The 19,035-nt window shown below is 69.3% G+C and carries 19 protein-coding genes and 1 pseudogene; 12 read left to right on the forward strand and 8 right to left on the reverse strand.

Going from position 1 to position 19,035, the window contains the following annotated elements:
- Positions 1–38: 38 nt before the first annotated feature.
- The 3 genes and pseudogenes from SGCZBJ_RS13675 (at position 39) to recR (ending at position 1,100) form a co-directional block, all read left to right on the forward strand.
- Positions 39–368 carry a YbaB/EbfC family nucleoid-associated protein gene (locus SGCZBJ_RS13675; RefSeq protein ID WP_101718557.1) on the forward strand — a complete coding sequence of 110 codons (330 nt, stop codon included), beginning with the start codon at positions 39–41 and terminating at the stop codon, positions 366–368.
- A 10-nt stretch (positions 369–378) separates the two neighbouring features.
- A pseudogene (locus tag SGCZBJ_RS26525) lies at positions 379–470 on the forward strand (hypothetical protein); the annotation flags it as partial.
- Between the two features lie 27 nt (positions 471–497).
- Positions 498–1,100: a recombination mediator RecR gene (gene recR, locus SGCZBJ_RS13680; RefSeq protein WP_101718558.1), complete on the forward strand. Its 603-nt coding sequence runs from the start codon at positions 498–500 to the stop codon at positions 1,098–1,100.
- Positions 1,101–1,301: 201 nt separating this feature from the next.
- Here the strand turns inward: recR and SGCZBJ_RS13685 are convergent, their stop codons facing one another.
- The 4 genes from SGCZBJ_RS13685 to SGCZBJ_RS13700 form a co-directional block, all read right to left on the reverse strand.
- Positions 1,302–2,279 (reverse strand): NADPH:quinone oxidoreductase family protein, encoded by a 978-nt coding sequence (locus SGCZBJ_RS13685; RefSeq protein WP_101718559.1) that lies wholly within the window; start codon positions 2,277–2,279, stop codon positions 1,302–1,304.
- 148 nt (positions 2,280–2,427) lie between these two features.
- Positions 2,428–3,459 carry an alpha/beta hydrolase gene (locus tag SGCZBJ_RS13690; RefSeq protein WP_101718560.1) on the reverse strand — a complete coding sequence of 344 codons (1,032 nt, stop codon included), beginning with the start codon at positions 3,457–3,459 and terminating at the stop codon, positions 2,428–2,430.
- Between the two features lie 129 nt (positions 3,460–3,588).
- Positions 3,589–4,230 carry a TetR/AcrR family transcriptional regulator gene (locus SGCZBJ_RS13695; protein ID WP_101713963.1) on the reverse strand — a complete coding sequence of 214 codons (642 nt, stop codon included), beginning with the start codon at positions 4,228–4,230 and terminating at the stop codon, positions 3,589–3,591.
- Between the two features lie 226 nt (positions 4,231–4,456).
- Entirely contained in the window at positions 4,457–4,762 is a 306-nt protein-coding gene (locus tag SGCZBJ_RS13700; protein WP_101718561.1) for a hypothetical protein, read from the reverse strand.
- 97 nt (positions 4,763–4,859) lie between these two features.
- Here SGCZBJ_RS13700 and SGCZBJ_RS13705 point away from each other — a divergent pair, with 97 nt between their 5' ends.
- Positions 4,860–5,855 (forward strand): alpha/beta fold hydrolase, encoded by a 996-nt coding sequence (locus SGCZBJ_RS13705; RefSeq protein ID WP_101718562.1) that lies wholly within the window; start codon positions 4,860–4,862, stop codon positions 5,853–5,855.
- Positions 5,856–6,000: 145 nt separating this feature from the next.
- On the opposite strand, the gene proC is transcribed toward SGCZBJ_RS13705, so the two are convergent.
- From proC to SGCZBJ_RS13720, 3 genes are all read right to left on the reverse strand, one after another.
- Positions 6,001–6,783 carry a pyrroline-5-carboxylate reductase gene (gene proC, locus SGCZBJ_RS13710; RefSeq protein ID WP_101718563.1) on the reverse strand — a complete coding sequence of 261 codons (783 nt, stop codon included), beginning with the start codon at positions 6,781–6,783 and terminating at the stop codon, positions 6,001–6,003.
- Between the two features lie 251 nt (positions 6,784–7,034).
- Entirely contained in the window at positions 7,035–7,538 is a 504-nt protein-coding gene (locus SGCZBJ_RS13715) for a type III secretion system chaperone family protein (protein ID WP_101718564.1), read from the reverse strand.
- A gap of 130 nt (positions 7,539–7,668) precedes the next feature.
- Positions 7,669–7,971: an accessory factor UbiK family protein gene (locus SGCZBJ_RS13720; protein ID WP_101718565.1), complete on the reverse strand. Its 303-nt coding sequence runs from the start codon at positions 7,969–7,971 to the stop codon at positions 7,669–7,671.
- A 116-nt stretch (positions 7,972–8,087) separates the two neighbouring features.
- Between SGCZBJ_RS13720 and lgt the strand changes: the two genes are divergently transcribed.
- The 8 genes from lgt to SGCZBJ_RS25415 all read left to right on the forward strand — a co-directional run bounded on the left by lgt (position 8,088) and on the right by SGCZBJ_RS25415 (position 15,735).
- Positions 8,088–8,963 carry a prolipoprotein diacylglyceryl transferase gene (gene lgt, locus SGCZBJ_RS13725; RefSeq protein WP_101718566.1) on the forward strand — a complete coding sequence of 292 codons (876 nt, stop codon included), beginning with the start codon at positions 8,088–8,090 and terminating at the stop codon, positions 8,961–8,963.
- Positions 8,964–8,965: 2 nt separating this feature from the next.
- Positions 8,966–10,141, forward strand: a complete 1,176-nt coding sequence (locus tag SGCZBJ_RS13730; protein WP_101718677.1) for a class I SAM-dependent methyltransferase — start codon at positions 8,966–8,968, stop codon at positions 10,139–10,141.
- Positions 10,138–10,923: a peptidoglycan editing factor PgeF gene (pgeF, locus tag SGCZBJ_RS13735; RefSeq protein WP_101718567.1), complete on the forward strand. Its 786-nt coding sequence runs from the start codon at positions 10,138–10,140 to the stop codon at positions 10,921–10,923. Before SGCZBJ_RS13730 ends, pgeF begins: the two co-directional genes overlap by 4 nt.
- Before the next feature lie 268 nt (positions 10,924–11,191).
- Positions 11,192–12,130, forward strand: coding sequence for a ribose-phosphate pyrophosphokinase (locus SGCZBJ_RS13740; RefSeq protein ID WP_101718568.1), 939 nt, complete (start codon positions 11,192–11,194; stop codon positions 12,128–12,130).
- A 256-nt stretch (positions 12,131–12,386) separates the two neighbouring features.
- Positions 12,387–13,505, forward strand: coding sequence for a hypothetical protein (locus tag SGCZBJ_RS13745; protein WP_101718569.1), 1,119 nt, complete (start codon positions 12,387–12,389; stop codon positions 13,503–13,505).
- Positions 13,506–13,665: 160 nt separating this feature from the next.
- A complete protein-coding gene (locus SGCZBJ_RS13750) occupies positions 13,666–14,265 on the forward strand; it encodes a 50S ribosomal protein L25/general stress protein Ctc (protein WP_101718570.1) in 600 nt (199 codons plus the stop codon).
- Between the two features lie 228 nt (positions 14,266–14,493).
- A complete protein-coding gene (pth, locus tag SGCZBJ_RS13755) occupies positions 14,494–15,105 on the forward strand; it encodes an aminoacyl-tRNA hydrolase (protein ID WP_101718571.1) in 612 nt (203 codons plus the stop codon).
- Positions 15,106–15,294: 189 nt separating this feature from the next.
- Positions 15,295–15,735 (forward strand): hypothetical protein, encoded by a 441-nt coding sequence (locus SGCZBJ_RS25415; RefSeq protein WP_133149262.1) that lies wholly within the window; start codon positions 15,295–15,297, stop codon positions 15,733–15,735.
- Between the two features lie 288 nt (positions 15,736–16,023).
- On the opposite strand, the gene SGCZBJ_RS13760 is transcribed toward SGCZBJ_RS25415, so the two are convergent.
- The gene (locus SGCZBJ_RS13760) at positions 16,024–18,885 is read right to left on the reverse strand and encodes a TonB-dependent receptor (protein WP_240621505.1); all 2,862 of its coding nucleotides are present in this window, start codon (positions 18,883–18,885) and stop codon (positions 16,024–16,026) included.
- Positions 18,886–19,035 lie beyond the last annotated feature (150 nt).

The raw sequence follows: 19,035 nt of genomic DNA on the forward strand, positions 1-19,035 counted from the left end.
CCTCGATGGGGGAGGGAACTTCGAACGAGGAGCAGACCATGAAAGACCTCAGCGGCCTGATGAAGCAGGCCCAGGCCATGCAGCAGAAGCTGGCCGACGCCCAGGCCCGCCTCGCCGAGGTGGTCATCGAAGGCACCGCCGGCGGCGGCATGGTCACCGTCACCTTGTCGGGCGGCGGCGACCTGAAGAAGGTCGTGCTGGACGACAGCCTGATCGAGCCGGGCGAGGGCGAGGTCATCGCCGACCTGATCGTCGCCGCCCACGCCGACGCCAAGAAGAAGCTGGAAGCCAAGCAGGCCCAGATGATGCAGGAAGCCGCCGGCCCGATGGCCGGCCTGATGGGCGGCATGCCCGGGATGAAGTTCTGATTTCGGACGCGAAAACCTCGTCCTTCGACAAGCTCAGGATGAGGTTTTCTACTGACGCGGCGTAATTTTGGTCCTCACCCTGAGCTTGTCGAAGGGCGAGGACCACGCACTGCCTGAACAAGAGAGACAATGGCCGCCTCCGCCGGACCAGAGATCGAGCGCCTGATCGCCTTGCTGTCGAAGCTGCCGGGCCTTGGACCGCGCTCGGGCCGGCGGGCGGCCCTGGCCCTGCTGAAGAAGCGCGACACGCTACTGGCGCCGCTGTCGGCGGCGATGGCCGACGCCCAGGCCAAGGTGAAGACCTGCTCCACCTGCGGCTCGCTGGACACCACCGATCCCTGCGCGGTGTGCGCAGACGGCTCGCGCGACGTGCGCCTGCTGTGCGTGGTCGAGGAGGTCGGCTCGGTGTGGGCCATGGAGCGCGGCGGCTCGTTCAAGGGCCGCTACCACGTTCTGGGCGGCCTGCTGTCGGCGCTGGACGGCGTGGGTCCCGAGACCCTGCGGGTGGGCGAGCTGCTGGAGCGGGCTTCCAGCGGCGAGGTCGCCGAGGTGATCCTGGCCCTGCCGGCCACGGTCGACGGCCAGACCACCGCCCACTACCTGGCCGATCGCCTGGCCAACACCAATGTGCCGGTGACCATGCTGGCGCGGGGCGTTCCCGTCGGCGGCGACCTCGACTGGCTCGACGACGGCACGATCGCCCAGGCGCTGCGGGCCAGACGGCCGGCCTAATGGCCCCTCTCCCGTGGGGAGAGGGAGGGGCCCGCGCTGAAAGCGCGGGAGGGTGAGGGCGTACGCCCTTTCCGGACTGTCCTGAAGACGCGGCGAGGACGACAGCGCGAAACGGCCGCCGTCTAAACCCCTCACCCTCCCAGGCTCCGCCTGGGCCCCACCCTCTCCCTCTGGGAGAGGGTGCGAAGACGTGGAGAGGTTTCAAAAAATGACCACCGCCTTGCCGATCACCCGCCGTTGCGCCAGCAGGTCGAACGCCTCGCTCCAGCGCTCCAGCGGAAGCTCGGCATGCACGTGCGGTCGGATCGTCCCGGCCTCGGCCATGGTCCAGACGGCGGCCTGGTCTTCGGCGCCCCTGTCGGGGAACTGACGGCTGTACTCGCCCGCCCGCACGCCCATCACCGAGATCCCCTTGATCAGCGGAATATTGGCCGAGACCGTCGGGATCCGGCCCGAGGCGAAGCCGACCACCAAGAGGCGCCCGTCGAAGGCCAGGCACCGCAGGCTCTCGTCGAAGACGTCGCCGCCCACGGGGTCATAGACCACGTCGACGCCTCGCCCGCCGGTGATCTCCTTGACCCGGTCGCGGAAACCGCCGGTGACGTTGACGACAGCGTCGGGGGCGTAGAGCCGCGAGACCTGCGCCAGCTTGTCGTCGGACGCCGAGGCGGCGATCACCTTCGCGCCCATGGCCTTGGCCAGATCGACCGCCGCCAGTCCCACCCCGCCGGCCGCGCCGTGCACCAGCACCCACTCCCCGGACTGAAGGTTCGCCCGCCGCGCCAGCGCCACCCGCGCGGTGAGATAGGCCGCGCCATAGGACGCCGCCTCGGCGAACGACAGCCGCGCGGGCTTGGGCTTCAGCGCCCGAGCGGGCACGGCGATGTATTGCGCGAAGGCCCCGGTGCGCGCGCCGCCGACCACCGCCGCGCCGATCTCCAGGCCCTCGACGCCCTCGCCCAGGACCGCGACCTCGCCGGCGAAGTCGAGGCCGGGGGTGAAGGGCAGGTCCGGCTTCAACTGGTATTCGCCGCGGGTCATCAGCAGGTCGGGGAAGTTGACGCTGGCGGCCCTGATGCGGACCAGAACCTCGCCGGGGCCGGGCGTCGGGGTCGGGACCTCGCGGACCGCGCAACCGGTGAAGTCGGGGGCGAGGCGCTCGACGACGAGGGCCTTCATGCTCCCTTCCCGTTGGCGGATGGGGGAAGGGTCGGGGATGGGGGTGACCACGAGGATTCAGCCGCAATCCGCGAAAAGACGCCGGAGCAGCGGACAGGCCGCTCCACCCCCATCCCACCCCTTCCCCCATCCGCCAACGGGAAGGGGTTCACTTTTCGATCTCCGCCCGCACCAGCGCGGCGATCTCGCGGCAGGCGGCGTCGGCCGCCGGCACCGCGCCGGTAAAGGCGGTGAAACCGTGGGCCAGGCTGTCGTAGCAGCGATAGGTGGTGGGCACGCCGGCCGCGATCAGCCGCTTGGCGTAGGCCTCGCCCTGGTCGACCAGCGGGTCGAAGCCGGCGGTGACGACGATGGCCGGGGCGAGGCCCGTCAGGTCCGCGGTCTTGTCGGGCGACAGGCGCGGGTCGGCCGGATCGGCCTCGGGACCCATGTAGTGACCCATGAACCACTCCATGATCGGGCGGCTCAGCGGATAGCTGTCGGCATAGACGCCCATCGACGGCGTCTCGCTGGCCACGTCGACGGCGGGGTAGATCAGGAGCTGGAAGGCCGGCTGGGCCTCGCCCGCGCGCCGCATCTCCTGGGCCAGCACGGCGGCGAAGTTGCCGCCCATGCTGTCGCCGCCGATCGCGGCCTCTCCCGGCGCCGCGCCGAAGCGGGCGGCGTTGTCGCGACCCCAGCGATAGGCGGCCAGCACGTCGTCGAGCCCGGCCGGGAAGCGATGGTCCGGCGCCAGGCGGTAGTCGACCGACAGCACGGCGGTCTTGGCTACGCGCGCCAGGATCCCGCAGAAGGCGTGGCAGGTCTCCAGATCCCCGATCACCCCGCCGCCGAAGTGGGCGAAGACGATCAGCGGCGCGGCGCTGTCCTGCTCGGCCGGGCGATAGGCGCGGATCGGGATCTGGCCGCCGGGGCCGTCTATCGTCAGGCTCTCGTTGCGCACCCCGACCTCGGGCGGACCCGAAACCGCCAGCAACCCCTTAGCGCTGCCCGCCCGCGCCTCTTCCGGCGACAGGGTGGTCATCGACGGCAGGCCCTTGGCCGCGTTGGCGAAGAACTGGAAGCGCGGATCCAGGGTGCGTCCGCCGCGATAGACGACGCCCCCGCCGCTCAGCGCCCGCAGGATCGGGGTCGGCAGCGACAGGATCGTCTTGAGGACCAGCTTCTGGACGTCGGCCATTCGGGGGCTCTTTCTCTCTGCTTCAGCGGAACCGCCCTCGTCCTTCGACAAGCTCAGGATGAGGGCTACAGGCAGGTCGGCGGCAGTAGAAACCTCATCCTGAGCCTGTCGAAGGAGGAGGTTTCGTTCTCACGGCCTGGGCAGGGCCGGCAGGCCGCCGAGGATCAGGCCGACGGCAAAGGCGGTGGCGCCCTGGGTGTCCATCGGCCGGCGCTCCAGCATCTTGTCGCCGACCTCGCGGGCCACGGCGATGCAGGCGGCGGTCAGGTAGTCGAGGTCCACGGGGGGAGCGTGGTCGCGCTCCAGCACCCGCTCGAAGGCCTCGCGCACCTCGGCGAAGACGGCGGTGACCTCGGGGGTGGCGCGCACCTGCGGATGGGTCTCGCCGGCCGGGCGGTTGACGCGCCAGGTCTCGTGCTCGGCGGCCAGGAAGTCGAAATAGGCCCGCATGGCCCCGCGCAGGAACGAGGCGAAGTCGGTCGCCTTCTCGAACTCCACGCGCAGCAGCGGCCGAAAGCGCCGCGCCCCGTCGTCGGCGAGGGCGTCGAACACCTCCTCCTTGGACTTGTAGTAGTTGTAGAAGGTGCCGGACGCGAGGCCGGTCAGGCGGATGATGTCGCGCACCGTGGCCCCGTCGTAGCCCAGCTCGCCGAACACCTGCCGGGCCGCGTCGAGGATGGCCTGGCGGTTGGCGGTCTTGGTGCGCTCGCGCTTGCCCGGGCGATTGTCCTCGCGCGGCGGCATGGCGGGGAAATAGGCGATGTTCGACATCGAGGCGCGGCTCTTTTGTTGGGCGGCGTCAATGACGCCCCGTCAGGATTTGAGCCTCGTTCCGGGCGCGGAGCAAGAGGGGATGCATCAAGATCCTCCCCCTCTGGGGTAGGTGTCGCCAAAGGCGACGGAGGGGGGTGTGGCTGATGAGACGGCCGACGCCCCGAAAGCTGATAACGTCCCCCCCTCCGGCCCTGCGGGCCACCTCCCCCAGAGGGGGAGGATCCTATGGCCGGACGAACGTCGCCTTGCAGCGGGCGTCGCAGCGGGCCCATTCGGACGGGCAGCTGTCGTCGTCGGTGTTGGCGCGGCAGAAGTAGTAGGTCTTGGCGCACACGGCCTTGCAGGCGGCCGGATCGGCGCCGGGCCTGGGCGACTGCAACGGGATCGGCGGCGGGATCACGGCCTGGGCGCTGGGGGCCGCCGTCGCCTCCGGCGCGGGGGTCGACAGCGTCCGCCGCGCATGGGTCTGGGCCCCGGCCGACGAGGCCAGGGCGGCGACCAGCAGCAGGGCGGACAGGGCGCGACGCATGGCTTCCGAGTCTAGGGACTGATCCGCCGAAAAGAAACCGCGCCCGGACGTCGCGGGCGCTCTCGACGAACGGCCCTGCGCCCCTACATTGAGACCCATGCTCAAGCACGCCGGACGCGCCCTTGCCGCCTTCACCCTGCTCTTCGTCTCCTTCGTCGCGACGGGCGGCGTGATGGCCGCGGTCGGACACAAGGCCCCGCGCGGGACCTTCGTCGACATCGGCGAGGGTCGTAAGCTGCGGCTCGTCTGCGAGGGCGAGGCCACGCACCCCGACCGCCCGACCGTGTGGCTGGAAGCCGGCGCCTTCGGCTTCGCCGCCGACTGGGGCGCGACCCAGGACGCCCTGGCCGCCGCCGGCTGGCGCGCCTGCGCCTATGACCGCGCCGGCATGGGCTATTCGCCCAAGGGTCCGGCCCCGCGCGACGGCCTGGCCATCGTGGCCGACTTCGAGAAGCTGGTCGCCGCCTCGGGCGAGACGGGCCCCTACATCCTGGTCGGCCACTCGATGGCGGGCCTGCGCCTGCGAGAATACGCCGGCCGCAACCCCGACAAGGTCGCCGGCCTCGTCCTGGTCGACGCCGCGACGCCGGAAGCGGCGAAGATCCGCCGCGCCCAGGGCTTCATCAAGTCGTTCGTGTTCATCTCGCGCGCGGCGGCGCTGGGGGCCTCGACCGGGCTCTACAAGCCGCTGGTCTACACCCGCCTGGGCGACAAGATCGGCCTGCCGCCGGACGCCAAGGCCGAAAAGCGCTGGGGCTTCGCCAACGGCCGCCACAACCGCACCTCGGCCCAGGAGGTCACCCTGTGGGCCCAGGCCTCCGACCAGGCGGCCGCCCAGCCGCAGTTCAGGCCCGAATGGCCGGTGGCCGTGGTCACCGCCGGCGCCCGCGTCGGCGATCGCGCCCAGTGGAAGGACATGCAGGCCGCCCCCGCCAAGGCCTCGCAGCACGGCTATGTCGATCACGTGGCCGGCGCCACCCACACCCGCCTGCTGGGCGGCGAATTCGCCGACCACATCGTGCGGGCCGTGGAGTTCGTGGCGAAGGCGCGGGGGACCCAGCCCCAGGCGCTGGTCGACGCAACCGCGCCGTAGAGCAGGAAACCTCCCCCTGTGGGGGAGGCGATCGCGCAGCGATCGGTGGGGGGAGTGATTGCCAGCTTTCAGTCGCCTCGAAAGCTGAAAACGTCCCCCCCTCCGGCCCTTCGGGCCACCTCCCCCAGAGGGGGAGGATCTTTGTTCAGCCTCCCAACTCCTCCGAGCGCTTCACCGCCGCCGCCAGGGCGCGCGGCAGCAGATCCCCGAAGCCGCCCTCGCCCATCAGCACCGACAAGGCCGCGGCCGTGGTGCCGCCGGGTGACGTCACCTGCTTGCGCAGTTCGGCGGGCTCCTCGCCGCCGGCCGCCAGCAGGGCCGAGGCGCCGGCGATGGTGGCGCGGGCCAGGCGGGCGCTGTCTTCGTGCGACAGGCCCTGGCCCGCGCCGGCCGCTTCCAGGGCTTCGATGAAGGCGTAGAGATAGGCCGGCGCCGAGCCGGAGACGGCGGTGGCGGCGTGCATCAGCTGCTCGTCGGCCAGCTCGACCGTGGCGGCGACCGGGGCCAGCAGGGCCTTGGCGGCCTCCAGCGCCTCGGCGGTGTCGGCATAGAGGCTGGCCGCGCCCTGGCCGATGGCCACGGCGGTCGTCGGCATCACCCGCGCCACGCGCCGGCCGCCGAAGGCCTCGGAAATGTCGGCCGCGCGCACCCCGGCGGCGATCGAGACGATGATGGCGTCGGGAGCCAGGTGCGGGACCACGTCCGCAACCGCCTCGCGCCAGATCTGCGGCTTGACCGCCAGCAGCACCACCCTGGCGGCGGAAAGCGCCTCCAGCGATGGATTGACCACCGCGCCGGGGAAGGCCTCAGCCGTCGCGGCCGGGTCGCGGACGATCAGGTCGGAGAGGGCGAAAGCCCCGGTCTTGCGCCAGCCCTCGATCAGGGCCCCGCCCATGCGGCCCGCGCCGAGCAGAAGGATGGGGGTCATGGGCAAAGCTCCCGCGTATCTGGTGTCGCAGGGCGCTTAGCGCGGCGAGGGGGCGGCGTCACCTGTTTGGTGAGGCGGCGACCGTTTGGCGAAAGAAGGCTTGGGGTTTTTGCTCGCGAAGCGGGGGAGGTGGCGCGGCGCTATCAGCGCCGTGACAGAGGGGGCGAGGGACGGAGAGCTGAGCCCAGTCTCGCCCCCTCCACCACTTCGTGGTCCCCCTCCCCCGTTCTACGGGGGAGGAACTTAGGCTCTTAAGCCTGGCCGACCGTCTCGAACATGCAGGCGGCCATGGCCTCGTCGGGGGTCTTGGCGCCGTGCAGCAGGAAGTCGAAGGCCGGATAGAAGCGGTCGGCGGCTTCCACCGCCGCGTCGATCATCGAGGCGGCCTGGGCCATGGTCGGGCGCTCGCCCGACGGCAGGGCCAGGGCGTGGCGGAACACCACCTCGCCGTCGTCGGTCCAGACCTCGAAGTGGCCCAGCCAGACCCGCTGGTTGATCATCGACAACAGCTCGTAGGCGACCGGACGCTTGGTCTTGGACGCCCGCAGGTCGAGCGAGAGGCACAGCTGCAGGCAGTCGGCCTCCGGACGCCAGGCGAACCAGAGCTCGTAATCCTTCCAGTCGCCGGTCAGGGCGAAGGCGAGATCGCCGTCCTCCGTCCGGTCGAAGGTCAGGTTTTCGGCGGCCAGCACGTGCTCGACCACCTCGAGGGGATCCAGCGCCAGCAGGACGTCGTCGTCGGGTTGGGTGTCCATCAGAACCTTTGGCCCCCGGGGGCGATGACGGGCGTGGGACCCGCCGGGTGTCGCCCACGAAAGAAGAGTCTAAGCTGCTTCGCGCGTTTGGCCACAACAGCGTTCACGCTTGGAGCGAGCGGTAAACGATTTATTCGCCCTTTTGCGCGGGTTTGTCGCCCTTCGGAGTCGCCTTCTTCGCGGCGGGCTTGGCGGCGACCTTTTCAGGGGCGGCCTTCTCGGCCTTCAGGGCCGCGACTTCGGCCTGCAGGGCGGCCACCTGGGCCTTCAGGACCTCGAGATCGTCGCGACGCACCAGGTCCAGCTCGGCGGCCCAGCGGTCGGCCTGGGCGCGGAACGCCGTCTTGGCTTCGTCGCCGGCGGTCTGGGCGATGCCCATCGCGGCCTGGGTGAACTTGGCGAATTCGTCGAGGAAGGGGTTCTGGCTGTGCATCTTCGTTCCGGCCGGGCGCAAATCGCCCACAGTTCTTTATATGGTGTGCGGGGGATGAAAGCGAACAGCGAACCGGGTATCCCTGCGACCATCTGTCCCGAACGGAGCCGAACGGCGTGATCTTTCCGGAATTCGACCCCGTCCTCGTCCAGCTGGGTCCCTTCGCCATCCGCTGGTACGCCCTGGCCTATGTGGCCGGCATCCTGCTGGGCTGGCGCTACGCGGTGCGGCTGGTGAAGACCCCGCGCCTGTGGGGCGGCCGCGCGCCGACCGCCACGCCCGAGCAGATCGACGATCTCGTTCTGTGGATCACGCTGGGCATCATCCTGGGCGGACGCCTCGGCTACATCCTGTTCTACAGCCCGTCGACGATCTGGACCCGCCCGCTCGAGATCCTGCAGGTCTGGCATGGCGGCATGAGCTTCCACGGCGGCTTCCTGGGCGTGTGCCTGGCCGTCATCCTGTTCGCCCGCAAGAACGGCGTCGACCTCCTGAAGCTGGGCGACCTGGTCGCGCCGGTCGCGCCGCTGGGCCTGCTGTTCGGCCGCCTGGCCAATTTCGTCAACGGCGAGCTGTGGGGCCGCACCACCGACGTTCCGTGGGGCGTGGTGTTCTGCAACGACCGCATCCGCGACCTCGAAGGCGGCGCCTGCGTCGCCGGCGAACTGCCCCGCCATCCCAGCCAGCTCTACGAAGCCGCGCTCGAAGGGGTGCTGCTGTTCCTGATCCTGCGCCTGGCCACCCACCGCTTTTCGTTCCTGCAACGCCGGGGCGGGCTCGTGGGCCTGTTCATGCTCTGCTACGGCCTGTTCCGCGCCAGCCTCGAAAACGTGCGCCAGCCCGACGCCTTCATGCCCAACTTCCCGCTTGGCCTGACCATGGGGATGATGCTGTCGACCCCGATGCTGCTGGTCGGCGGCTGGCTGGTGTGGAAGGCGCTGAAGCAGCCGGTCATCCCCGTCTCGCCCGCCTCGGAGCCGGTCCAGCCTTGAGCCTGAGCAAGCCAGCGCTTCTCGGCCGCCTGAAGGCCCAGATCGCCCAGGACGGCCCGATCAGCGTCCCGGAATACTTCACCCGCTGCCTGCACGACCCGCGCGACGGCTACTACGCCAACCGCCCTGCCCTGGGTTCGGACGGCGACTTCGTCACCGCGCCGGGCGTCAGCCAGATGTTCGGCGAACTCATCGGCCTTTGGCTGATGGAGACCTGGGACCGCCAGGGCCGCCCCGCACCGTTCCGCCTGGTCGAGATGGGGCCGGGCGACGGGACGCTGATGAGCGACATCCTGCGCGCCGCCCGCCTGCTGCCCGCCTTCCTGGAGGCCGCCGACCTGTGGCTGGTCGAGGTCTCGCCGGTGCTGCGCGCGGCGCAGAAGGAAAAGCTTGCCGGCGCGAGCGTGCAGTGGGCCGATCGGCTGGAAGAGGTTCCCGCCGGCGCGCCGCTGCTGCTGGTCGCCAACGAACTGCTCGACTGCCTGCCCGCCCGCCAGTTCGTGAAGACACCCGAAGGCTGGGCCGAGCGGGTGGTGGGGCTGGCCGAGGACGGCGAGCTGGCGTTCGGGCTGCGCTCTCTTTCTCCTCCCCCGCGTCGCGGGAGAGGGGGACCGCCGAAGGCGGTGGAGGGGGCGGCCGCCTCCCTGCCGCTTGACGCCCCCTCCACCACTTCGTGGTCCCCCTCCCCCGCCTTGGCGGGGGAGGAACTAGCTCCAGGCGCCATCCTGGAATCCTCGCCGGCCCAGGCCGCGCTGGGATCGGAGCTCGGCCACCGCATCGTTCGCGACGGCGGGGCGGCGCTGCTGATCGACTACGGCCGCGCGACGAGCGAGCCGGGCGACACGCTGCAAGCCCTCCGCGCCCACAAGAAGGAAGGCCCGCTGGACAGTCCCGGCCAGGCCGACCTGACCGTCTGGGCCGACTTCCCGTCGGTGTTGGAGGCCGCCCGGCAGGCCGGGGCGAGCGCGCCGCCGGTGATCACCCAGGGCGACTTCCTGCGCGCCCTCGGGATCGAGGCCCGCGCCCAGGCCCTGGCCGCCGCCCGGCCCGATCGCGCCGAGGTCGTCGCAAGACAGCTTGATCGCCTGACCGGAGCGGCGCAGATGGGCGATCTCTTCAAGGTCGCGTGCCTGAGCGCGCCGGGGCTTAATCCCCCGCTCTTCGAGGACGAGGCATGACCAAAGCATCGCTCCCCACCGTCCAGTCTTCGCTGCTGGCCTCCGTGCCAGGCCTGCGCCACGCCTTCTTCACCCGCAACGGCGGCGTCTCGCAGGGGCTGTACGACAGCCTCAATGTCGGCCGCGGCAGCCAGGACGAGCCGGCCGACGTGATCGAGAACCGCGCCCGCGCCGCGCGCTGGTTCGGCGCGGCGCGCGAAGACCTCAACACCTGCTTCCAGATCCACTCGACCATCGCCATCGTCGCCGACGGCTCGTGGGGCGACGCCCGGCCGCAGGGCGACGCCGTGGTCAGCAAGACCCCGGGCGTGGTCTGCGGCGCGCTCCACGCCGACTGCGCCCCGGTGCTGATCGTCGATCCGGAGGCCCGCGTCGTGGCCGCCGCCCATGCCGGCTGGCGCGGGGCGCTGGACGGGGTGGTGCAGGCCGCCGTCGACTCCATGGTCGAGCTGGGCGCGCGTCCCGACCGCATGGTCGCCGCCGTCGGCCCCTGCATCGGCCCGGACTCCTATGAGGTGGGCCTGGAGTTCTTCGCCAAGTTCGAGGCCGACTGCCCCGGCTCCAAGCGGTTCTTCAAACCCGGCAGATCAGACGAGAAACGCTATTTCGACCTGCCCGCCTTCGTCCTCGACCGCATCGCCACCGCCGGCGTCGAGCAGCGCGAATGGGTCGGCCGCGACACCTGCGCCGAGGGCGACCACTTCTTCTCCAACCGCCGCGCGGTGCTCAGCGGCCAGAAGGACTACGGCCGGCTGCTGTCGGCGATCATGCTGGAGGGGTAAGACAGGAAACCTCCCCCCGTGGGGGAGGAGGCCGAAGGCCGGTGGGGGGAAGTTCTCAGCTTCCAGGGCATCGGCCGGCACGGCGACCACTCCCCTCTCCGTCGGCTTCGCCGACACTTCCCCCACAGGGGCAGGTTTCTCCCGCCGCCCTGCGGCCTCAACGACACGAAACGTTCACGAAGCGCAACCTGGGGCCATAAGCGGGTTGCCCCCGGGCGGATCGCTGCTAGAAGGCCCGGCAACGGCGTCCCCCACCCGAGAATCCAAAATGAAGCTGCTGTCCGGCAACTCCAACCGTCCGCTGGCCCAGGCCATCGCGGAGTACCTCGACATGCCGCTGACCCGCGCCCAGGTGCGCCGGTTCGCCGACCTCGAGGTGTTCGTCACCATCGACGAGAACGTCCGCGGCGAGGACGTCTTCGTCATCCAGTCGACGAGCTATCCGGCCAACGACAACCTGATGGAACTGCTGATCTGCATCGACGCGCTCAAGCGCGCCTCGGGCAAGCGGATCACCGCGGTGCTGCCCTACTTCGGCTACGCCCGCCAGGACCGCAAGACCGGCGGACGCACCCCGATCTCGGCCAAGCTGGTGGCCAACCTGATCACCCGCTCGGGCGCCGACCGCGTCCTGACGATGGATCTGCACGCCGGCCAGATCCAGGGCTTCTTCGACATCCCGACCGACAACCTGCTGCCCTCGCGCCTGCTGGCCGACGACATCATCAAGAACTACCCGCTGGGCGACGACCTGATGGTCGTCTCGCCGGACGTCGGCGGCGTGGTGCGCGCCCGCGCCCTGGCCAAGCGCCTGGACGACGCCGACCTGGCCATCGTCGACAAGCGCCGCTCGGGCCCGGGCCAGTCGGAAGTGATGAACATCATCGGCGACGTGCAAGGCCGCCGCTGCATCCTGTTCGACGACATCGCCGACTCCGCCGGCACCCTGTGCAACGCCGCCCAGGCCCTGATCAACCACGGCGCCGTCTCGGTCAGCGCCTACGTGACCCACGGCGTGCTGTCGGGCGCGGCCGCCGAGCGCGTGGCCAATTCGGTGCTGACCGAACTGGTGGTCACCGACTCCATCGAGGCCTCCGACGTCACCAAGGCCTGCCCGAAGATCCGCTACGTCTCGTGCGCCCCGCTGATCGGCGAGGCCATCCGCCGCATCGCCAACGAAGAGTCGGTGTCGAAGCTGTTCGACTAAAGGACCTATTGTTCCGACCAATCCCCACAAAAGCGGGATTGGTCGGAGCAGGAGCCAGGGTCCGCCGTTAACCCCCGAAACCGCGCCGCCACATCGGCGCCACATTTTCCGTCGGCGAAATATCCAACGGAATCTGAGCTCTCGCGGAAATCGCGACATAGCCCCGCTTGTCAAAGTCTGGTTAACGGACTGACTGTCACAATGTCGCCTGTCGGCGATGTTAAGCCGGCTCCAGTCACACGGGGATGTCGTCAGCATGCTTTTCAACCTGCGTCCGCACGCCGCCATCACGGCCGTCGCGCTCGCCGCGGCCTCGATCCTGGCCAGCTGCTCCACCCCGCCCGCGCCGACGCCCCCGCCTGTCGTCAAGGCCCCGCCAGCCCCGCCGCCCATCACCCTGTCGAGCAAGGTGGTCGAGCGCGCCAGCGCCTTCCGCGGCTACATGCAGCGCGCCGGCGCCATCGACGCCAACTTCCAGAACGGCGAGCAGATCCAGGCTTCGCTGAAGGTCGGCGTCGGCTACGAGCAGAAGCACTTCCTCAGCGGCGCCATGTCGTACGGCGCGGTGCTGGCCCTGCAGGACCCGACCTTCGTGGCCTCGGTGCGCGCCTTCGCCGCCGATCCGGCCCAGCGCCAGCAGGTGATCAGCCAGCTGATCGCCGACCCGGCCTACGCCGTCGGCTTCAAGGGCAGCGACACCGCCGCGGCCCGCATCATCGACACCCTCGGCGCCGACGGCCTCAAGGTCTACCAGGCCGGCAAGAAGGTGAAGCAGTCGGCCTATGACGTGCAGCGCGTGGCCTGGTCCAAGGGCTTCGTCACCGAGCGCGACGCGCGCCTGGCCTACGCCAAGACCGCCTCGGCCGTCCCGGCCCTGGCCGACACCGCCGACGTGGCCCAGTTGCAGCAATCGGTCCTGGTGACGGTCAACGCCCCGCCGGCGCCGGCGCCGGCCGCCGCCAACATCGACGCCGCGCTCGACACGACCACCGCCCAGGCCGGTCCGCGCTCGGCTCCGCCGCCCTATCGCCCGCTGGTGATCCGCAGCATGGCCGTGGCCGCCCTGGCCGCCCTGGGCGCCGCCGGCGACGAGAACATGGCCACCATCGACGCCATCATGGCCGAGCCCAGCAGCGCCTCGTGCCTGAACATGGCCAAGCTGAACCTCTACCAGTGCCTGGCCGTGTCCAAGCCCCACTACGAAGACATCTTCTGCCTAGGCCAGCACATCATGATCGACACCGGCGCCTGCGTCATCAAGGCCTCGGGCGCGCCGATGCCGGTCGAGCCCCTGCCGCCCCCGCCGCCGGAAAAGCCGACCGCCAAGAAGAAGACGACCGCCAAGCCGGCGGCCGTGAAGAAGAAGAAAGCCTGATCCAGCCATCCCCGGCTGACAGCGAGAGGGCCGCCGGATTGCACCGGCGGCCCTCTTCGTGTATTGGGCGCCCTCCTGAAAACGTCGACCGAGCGGGGCAATCCGGCCTTGTGCGGCGATTTCGCATTCCGAGGGCATGGGCCCTCCAGAGAGAACTGACATGGCCGAGATCATCCTGAACGTTGAAATCCGTGAGCGCGCCGGCACCGGCGGCGCCCGTGAAACCCGCCGCGCCGGCCTCGTCCCCGGCGTCCTGTACGGCGGCGACAAGGACCCCGTGAACGTCGCGGTGAAGTCCAACGAATTCCGCAAGGCGCTCTACACCGGCAAGCTGCTCGGCCACCTGGTCACCCTGCAGCACGGCGAAGACAAGCAATCGGTCATCGCCAAGTCGGTCCAGTTCCACCCGGTCACCGACGAGCCGATCCACTTCGACCTGTTCCGCGTCGGCGAGCACCAGCTGATCAAGATCGAAGTGCCGGTGCACTTCAAGAACCACGAAACCTCGGTCGGCCTGAAGAAGGGCGGCTCGCTGGAAGTGATCCGTCACACCGTCGAACTGGCCTGCCCGGCCGACCAGATCCCCGAAGAGCTGGTCATCGACCTGGCCTCGCACGACATCGGCGACACCATCCGCATCTCGGAAGTGAAGCTGCCGGAAGGCGTGAAGCCGGCCGTGGACCGCGACTTCGTGATCGCGACCCTGAAGGCCTCGTCGGCCGCCCAGTCGGACGCCGGCGACACCACGACCGAAGGCTGATCCAGGCTCGGCTTGACGACCGAACTGACCTAAGAGACGGGCGGGCCTTCGGGTCCGCCCGTTTTCGTTTGGGGGCTCCGCCCTCGCCCTTCGACAGGCTCAGGGTGAGGACTACTGGAAGGCCCGCTCGAAATCCTCATCCTGAGCTTGTCCCCCGGGCTCGATCGAAGATCGACCCGAGGATGAACTCCGGACGAGGGTTTCGCTCCACCATTTCAGGACCGCGCCATGCTGATCCTCGCCGGCCTCGGCAATCCCGAAGCCAAATACGAGAAGAACCGCCACAACGTCGGCTTCATGGCCGTGGACGCCATCGCGCGGAAGTGGGGCACGGCGCCCTGGCGCGCGCGCTTCCAGGGCCTGGCCTGCGAGGGGCAGGTGCAGACGCCCGACGGCGTGGTCAAGCTGCTGCTGCTCAAGCCCAAGACCTATTACAACGAGGCCGGCCGCGCCGTCGGCGAGGCCATGAAGTTCTTCAAGCTGTCGCCGGCCGACGTCATCGTCTTCCACGACGAGATCGACATGGCTCCGGGCCGCTTCCGGATGAAGGCCGGCGGCGGGGCGGCAGGCAACAACGGCATCCGCTCGGTGACCAGCCAGATCGGCGACGCCTTCCGCCGCGGCCGCATCGGCGTGGGCCACCCGGGCGACAAGGCCATGGTCATGCACTACGTGCTGGGCGACTTCCACAAGGTCGAGCACCAGTGGCTGGACCCGCTGCTGGACGCGGTGACCGACGCCCTGCCCTTCGCCGCCGCCGGCGACGACGAGCGCTACCAGGCCGAGGTCCTGCGCCTGGCCCCCTCCCCCAAGGCCGACCCGAAGAAGCCGCGGGACTGAAAATCCCTCTCTCCGAGAGAGAGGGCGGGGCCCGCGCCAGAGGCGCGGGAGGGTGAGAGGTTTCACCGTCGGCCCAAGCTGGCGCCACGCGAATTGGTCAGTCCGCGCCAAGCTCTTGGGCACGCCGGATATCCCCTTTCGGAGCGGCCGCCGCTTCCCGCTTACGACCCTAGTCAGACATTGCCAGACATGGTCACCTTAGCCATGAACTTGACACGGATCAGCGTCATCGCGCTTGGCCTGGCGCTTTCGTCGTGCTCGGACGGCGGCTTCAACGGCCGCACCCAACAGTTTTCCGGCGTCTGGCTCCATGAGTTCGAAGGATCGACGTTTGTCGATGGCGCGACCAAGGTCCCGACGGAACGTCCAGATCCGAGGAAGACAGACTATCTGGAGTGGCGCGACTGGCCCCGTCTAGAAGCTCTCATGGAAACGAGCAGGGGCAATGGGAACTGTTACACAGTGCAGCCCTTCTTGGTCACCTTTTCCGGCCGCAGAACGCACTATCCGCTCTACAGCGAGAAACGCCTTGGCGGTGCAGGACATCTCGGGCTATGGCGTTCAAAGGTGACGGTGCAGAGACCGATCTCCGCGAAGCGGCTTGGCCCTTCATTCTGCTACGAACGCTAGCGTCCGCGTTCCACCCTTCTCGGAAGTTTCCGGCGACCGCTTCGAGGCACCAAGCACCACGTCTTCGCGGCGCTGACCGTCCGGTTGGCTGGCGTTCTGCACGGGCCGGAACGACCTACGATGCGCCTTCAATGAAAGGGGCCGGCGCAGTGCGACGGCCCCGGGTCCCGGATACGCACCAGGCGCTTTCCGAGATGAGGATGGAAGCGGTGAGAGGCTGTAACCTCTCACCCTCCCACCGCTTCGGGGCGCCCCCCCCCCCTCTCTCTTAAGAGAGAGGGGGTCACATCAGAACCGGTACTGAAGCCCCAGGTTAAACTGCCGGCCGGTGTGGGTGTAGACGAAGGTGCTGTCGCGGTCGGAGTCGATGAACTGCCGGTTGAAGCGATCGAAGATGTTCAGCCCCTCCAGCGACAGCTTCAGGCGGTCGTTGATCTGGTACGAGGCGGCCATGTCGAAGGTCAGGTTGGCGTCGTAGCCCTCGACGTCCTGCAGCGGGTTGTTGGCCGGCAGGGCGACGATCGACTTGTCGCGGTACGAGGCCGAGACACGGGCGCTGAACTTGGCGTCCTCGTAGTAGAGCGTGGCGTTGTAGGCGTTCTTCGACAGGCCCACGAGGTCGTTGGTGGTCACCCCGCCGGCGGCCAGGAAGTAGTCGATCTGGGAGTCGACATAGGTGTAGTTCACCAGCGCGCCGGTGTGGCGCAGGAAGCCCGGCAGGAAGGTGAAAGTCTGCTGGTAGTTGATCTCGAAGCCCTTCAGCGGGCCGCCGGGGGTGTTGACCGGGCGGGTGACCGTGATCGGGGTGTTGTCGGGATCCACGCCCGAGGTTCCGATCAGCGACAGCGGCAGGCCGGTCTCGCGGAAGGTCATCTGCTGGGACTGGTTCTGCACGTAGGTGGCGATGTCCTTGTAGAACACGCCCACGCCCAGCACCGAGCCCGGGGCGAAGTACCATTCGGCGCCCAGGTCCACGGTGGTGGCGCGGATCGGGTCGAGCTCGGGGTTGCCCGAGGCGATCGACGGCGTGCCGGTCAGGTTCAGGCTGCCGCCCGGGGTCAGGAAGCCGAGGTCAGGACGCGACACCACCTTCGCGGCCGAGAAGCGCACCACCAGGTCGTCGCGCAGGTCGACGGCGAAATTCAGCGACGGCAGCACGTCGTGATAGCTGTGCTCGGCGGTCACCTGCTGGGGCGTGGCCCCGATCTGGTAGCCGCGCGACGCCAGGTCGGTCTGGGCGATGCGGAAGCCGACGTCGCCGCGCACCGGCAGGCCGCCGATCTCCGTGCGCAGGTCAGCCTGCAGATAGGCCGAGGTGACCTTCTCCTCCACCCGGCGGATGCCGCCGTAGTTGGGGATCAGGGCGTACATGCCGCTGTCGCTGTAGAGGTTCTGGCTGGAGACGAACTTGTCGTAGTCGATCGTCGCCCAGGACGACGGGAAGACGTCCTTCTTGATGCCGTTGCCGCCGAAGTCGTCGACCACCTTGGTCACCGCCTGCAGCTGGGCCGTGGTCAGGGTCGGCACCAGGAAGTTGTTCGCGCGCTGGCGGGCCGAGGTGTCGAAGGTGAACTCGTGGTGGTGGGCGCCGACCTTGATGGTCAGGTCGTCGTCGACGGCCCAGGCCAGGTTCAGCTCGGCGGTCTTGTAGATGTTGGTGGTGAAGATCTGCGACAGCCGCACCTCGGCGTTGGGGGCGGCGAAGCTGTACTGGCTGGCGTCGGCGACGTTGAAGCCGTGGGTGATCTTGGGCTGGTCGCGATCGTCGCGGAAGTCGATCGTCATGCTCGTGTTGGGACGCTGGAACATGATCGTCGTGGTGATCGGCTGGTCGTAGTCCGACTTCGAATAGCCGACGAGGCCCGAGATGGTGATGTTGTCGGTCAGCTCGTGCTTGCCGTTGAAGGTGTACTGCTGGAAGACGTTCTGGAACTCGTCGTGCTGGGTGTCGGAGCGCACGTCGACGCCATCGAAGCGGGCATAGGCCACGTCGTAGACCGGCAGGCCGTTGTTGACCCCGGCGGTGTGGCTCGTGCCGGCCTCGCGCAGGATCAGCTCGCGGATGGCCGTCTGCGGCTTGCCGTTCTGGCTGATGGCCCGGGCGAACGAGAAGCCTTCCAGCCAGTTCTCCTCGCGCACCACGTCATAGTTCGAATAGAGGGCGTCGAAGCCGAACGAGGTGCGCTCGCTGGGCTTCCATTGCAGGGCCAGGGTGGCGCCGGTGCGCTCCTGGTCGTGGTGGAAGCGGCCGTAGCGCGGCAGGCGCGGGAAGAACACCGTCGAGCGGTTGCCCAGGTCGAAGACGGTGTCGTTGGCGGCCGGGCGCGGCACGCCGGTGGCGCAGTTGGCCGCATCGGTGCCGTTGGCGGCGTTGAAGGCGGGGTTGGGTATGGGACGGCCCACGGGGGTGCAGAAGCCGCCGTCGACCGTGGCCGGGTTCCAGCCGCCCGAGCCCCACTGGTCCTCGAGGAACTCGCGCTTGCTCCAGGCCAGCGAGGCCTGGGCGCCGAACTGGCCCCAGGCGGTGTCCCAGCGGTCGCCGAGCACGGCCGAGAGCTTCTTGTCGTTCTTCTTCGACAGGTCGTTGTAGCCCAGCGAGCCGCCGACCACGAAGGTGCGGCCCTTCTGGTCCAGCGGCTTGGCGATGTCGAGGTCGACGGTGGCGCCCAGCGAGCCCTCGATCACCTCGGCCTGGGCGGTCTTGCGCACGGCAATGCCGCTGAACAGCTCCGAGGCGAAGGTGTTGAAGTCGAAGCCCCGGCCAAGGTTCGCGCCGCGGTCGCTGGTGGTGGCGCCGCTGGTCGACTGGGCTTCCATGCCGTTGATGCGCACGCGGGTGAAGTTCGGCGGCAGGCCGCGCACGGTGATCGTGCGGCCCTCGCCGGCCACGCGGGTGATCGACACGCCGGGCACGCGCTGGATCGACTCGGCGAGGTTGGCGTCGGGGAAGTCGGCGATGTCTTCGGCCTTGATGGCGTCGACCACGCCCGAGGACTGGCGCTTGACGTTCAGCGCGCTCTTCAGGCTTTCGCGGAAGCCGGTGACGATCACCTCTTCCACCGCGTTCTCGGTGGTCTCGCCGGCGGGCGGAGAGGTTGTCTGGGCGCTGGCCGCGCCGGCCGCCAGGGCCGCCGACATCAGGACGGCCAAGGAACAGCCCGTCCGCAGACGCGAACCATACGAGGACGACGACGACATAGGTCCCTCCTGACGGCGGCGTCTCCATGGACCCGCCCTTATGTTTCCAACCCAAGCGCCGGTTTGCCCGGTCTGCTTATGTGTTCGTTGCGAGATAATCCC

This window comes from Caulobacter zeae (assembly GCF_002858925.1).
Classification (GTDB): Bacteria; Pseudomonadota; Alphaproteobacteria; order Caulobacterales; family Caulobacteraceae; genus Caulobacter; species Caulobacter zeae.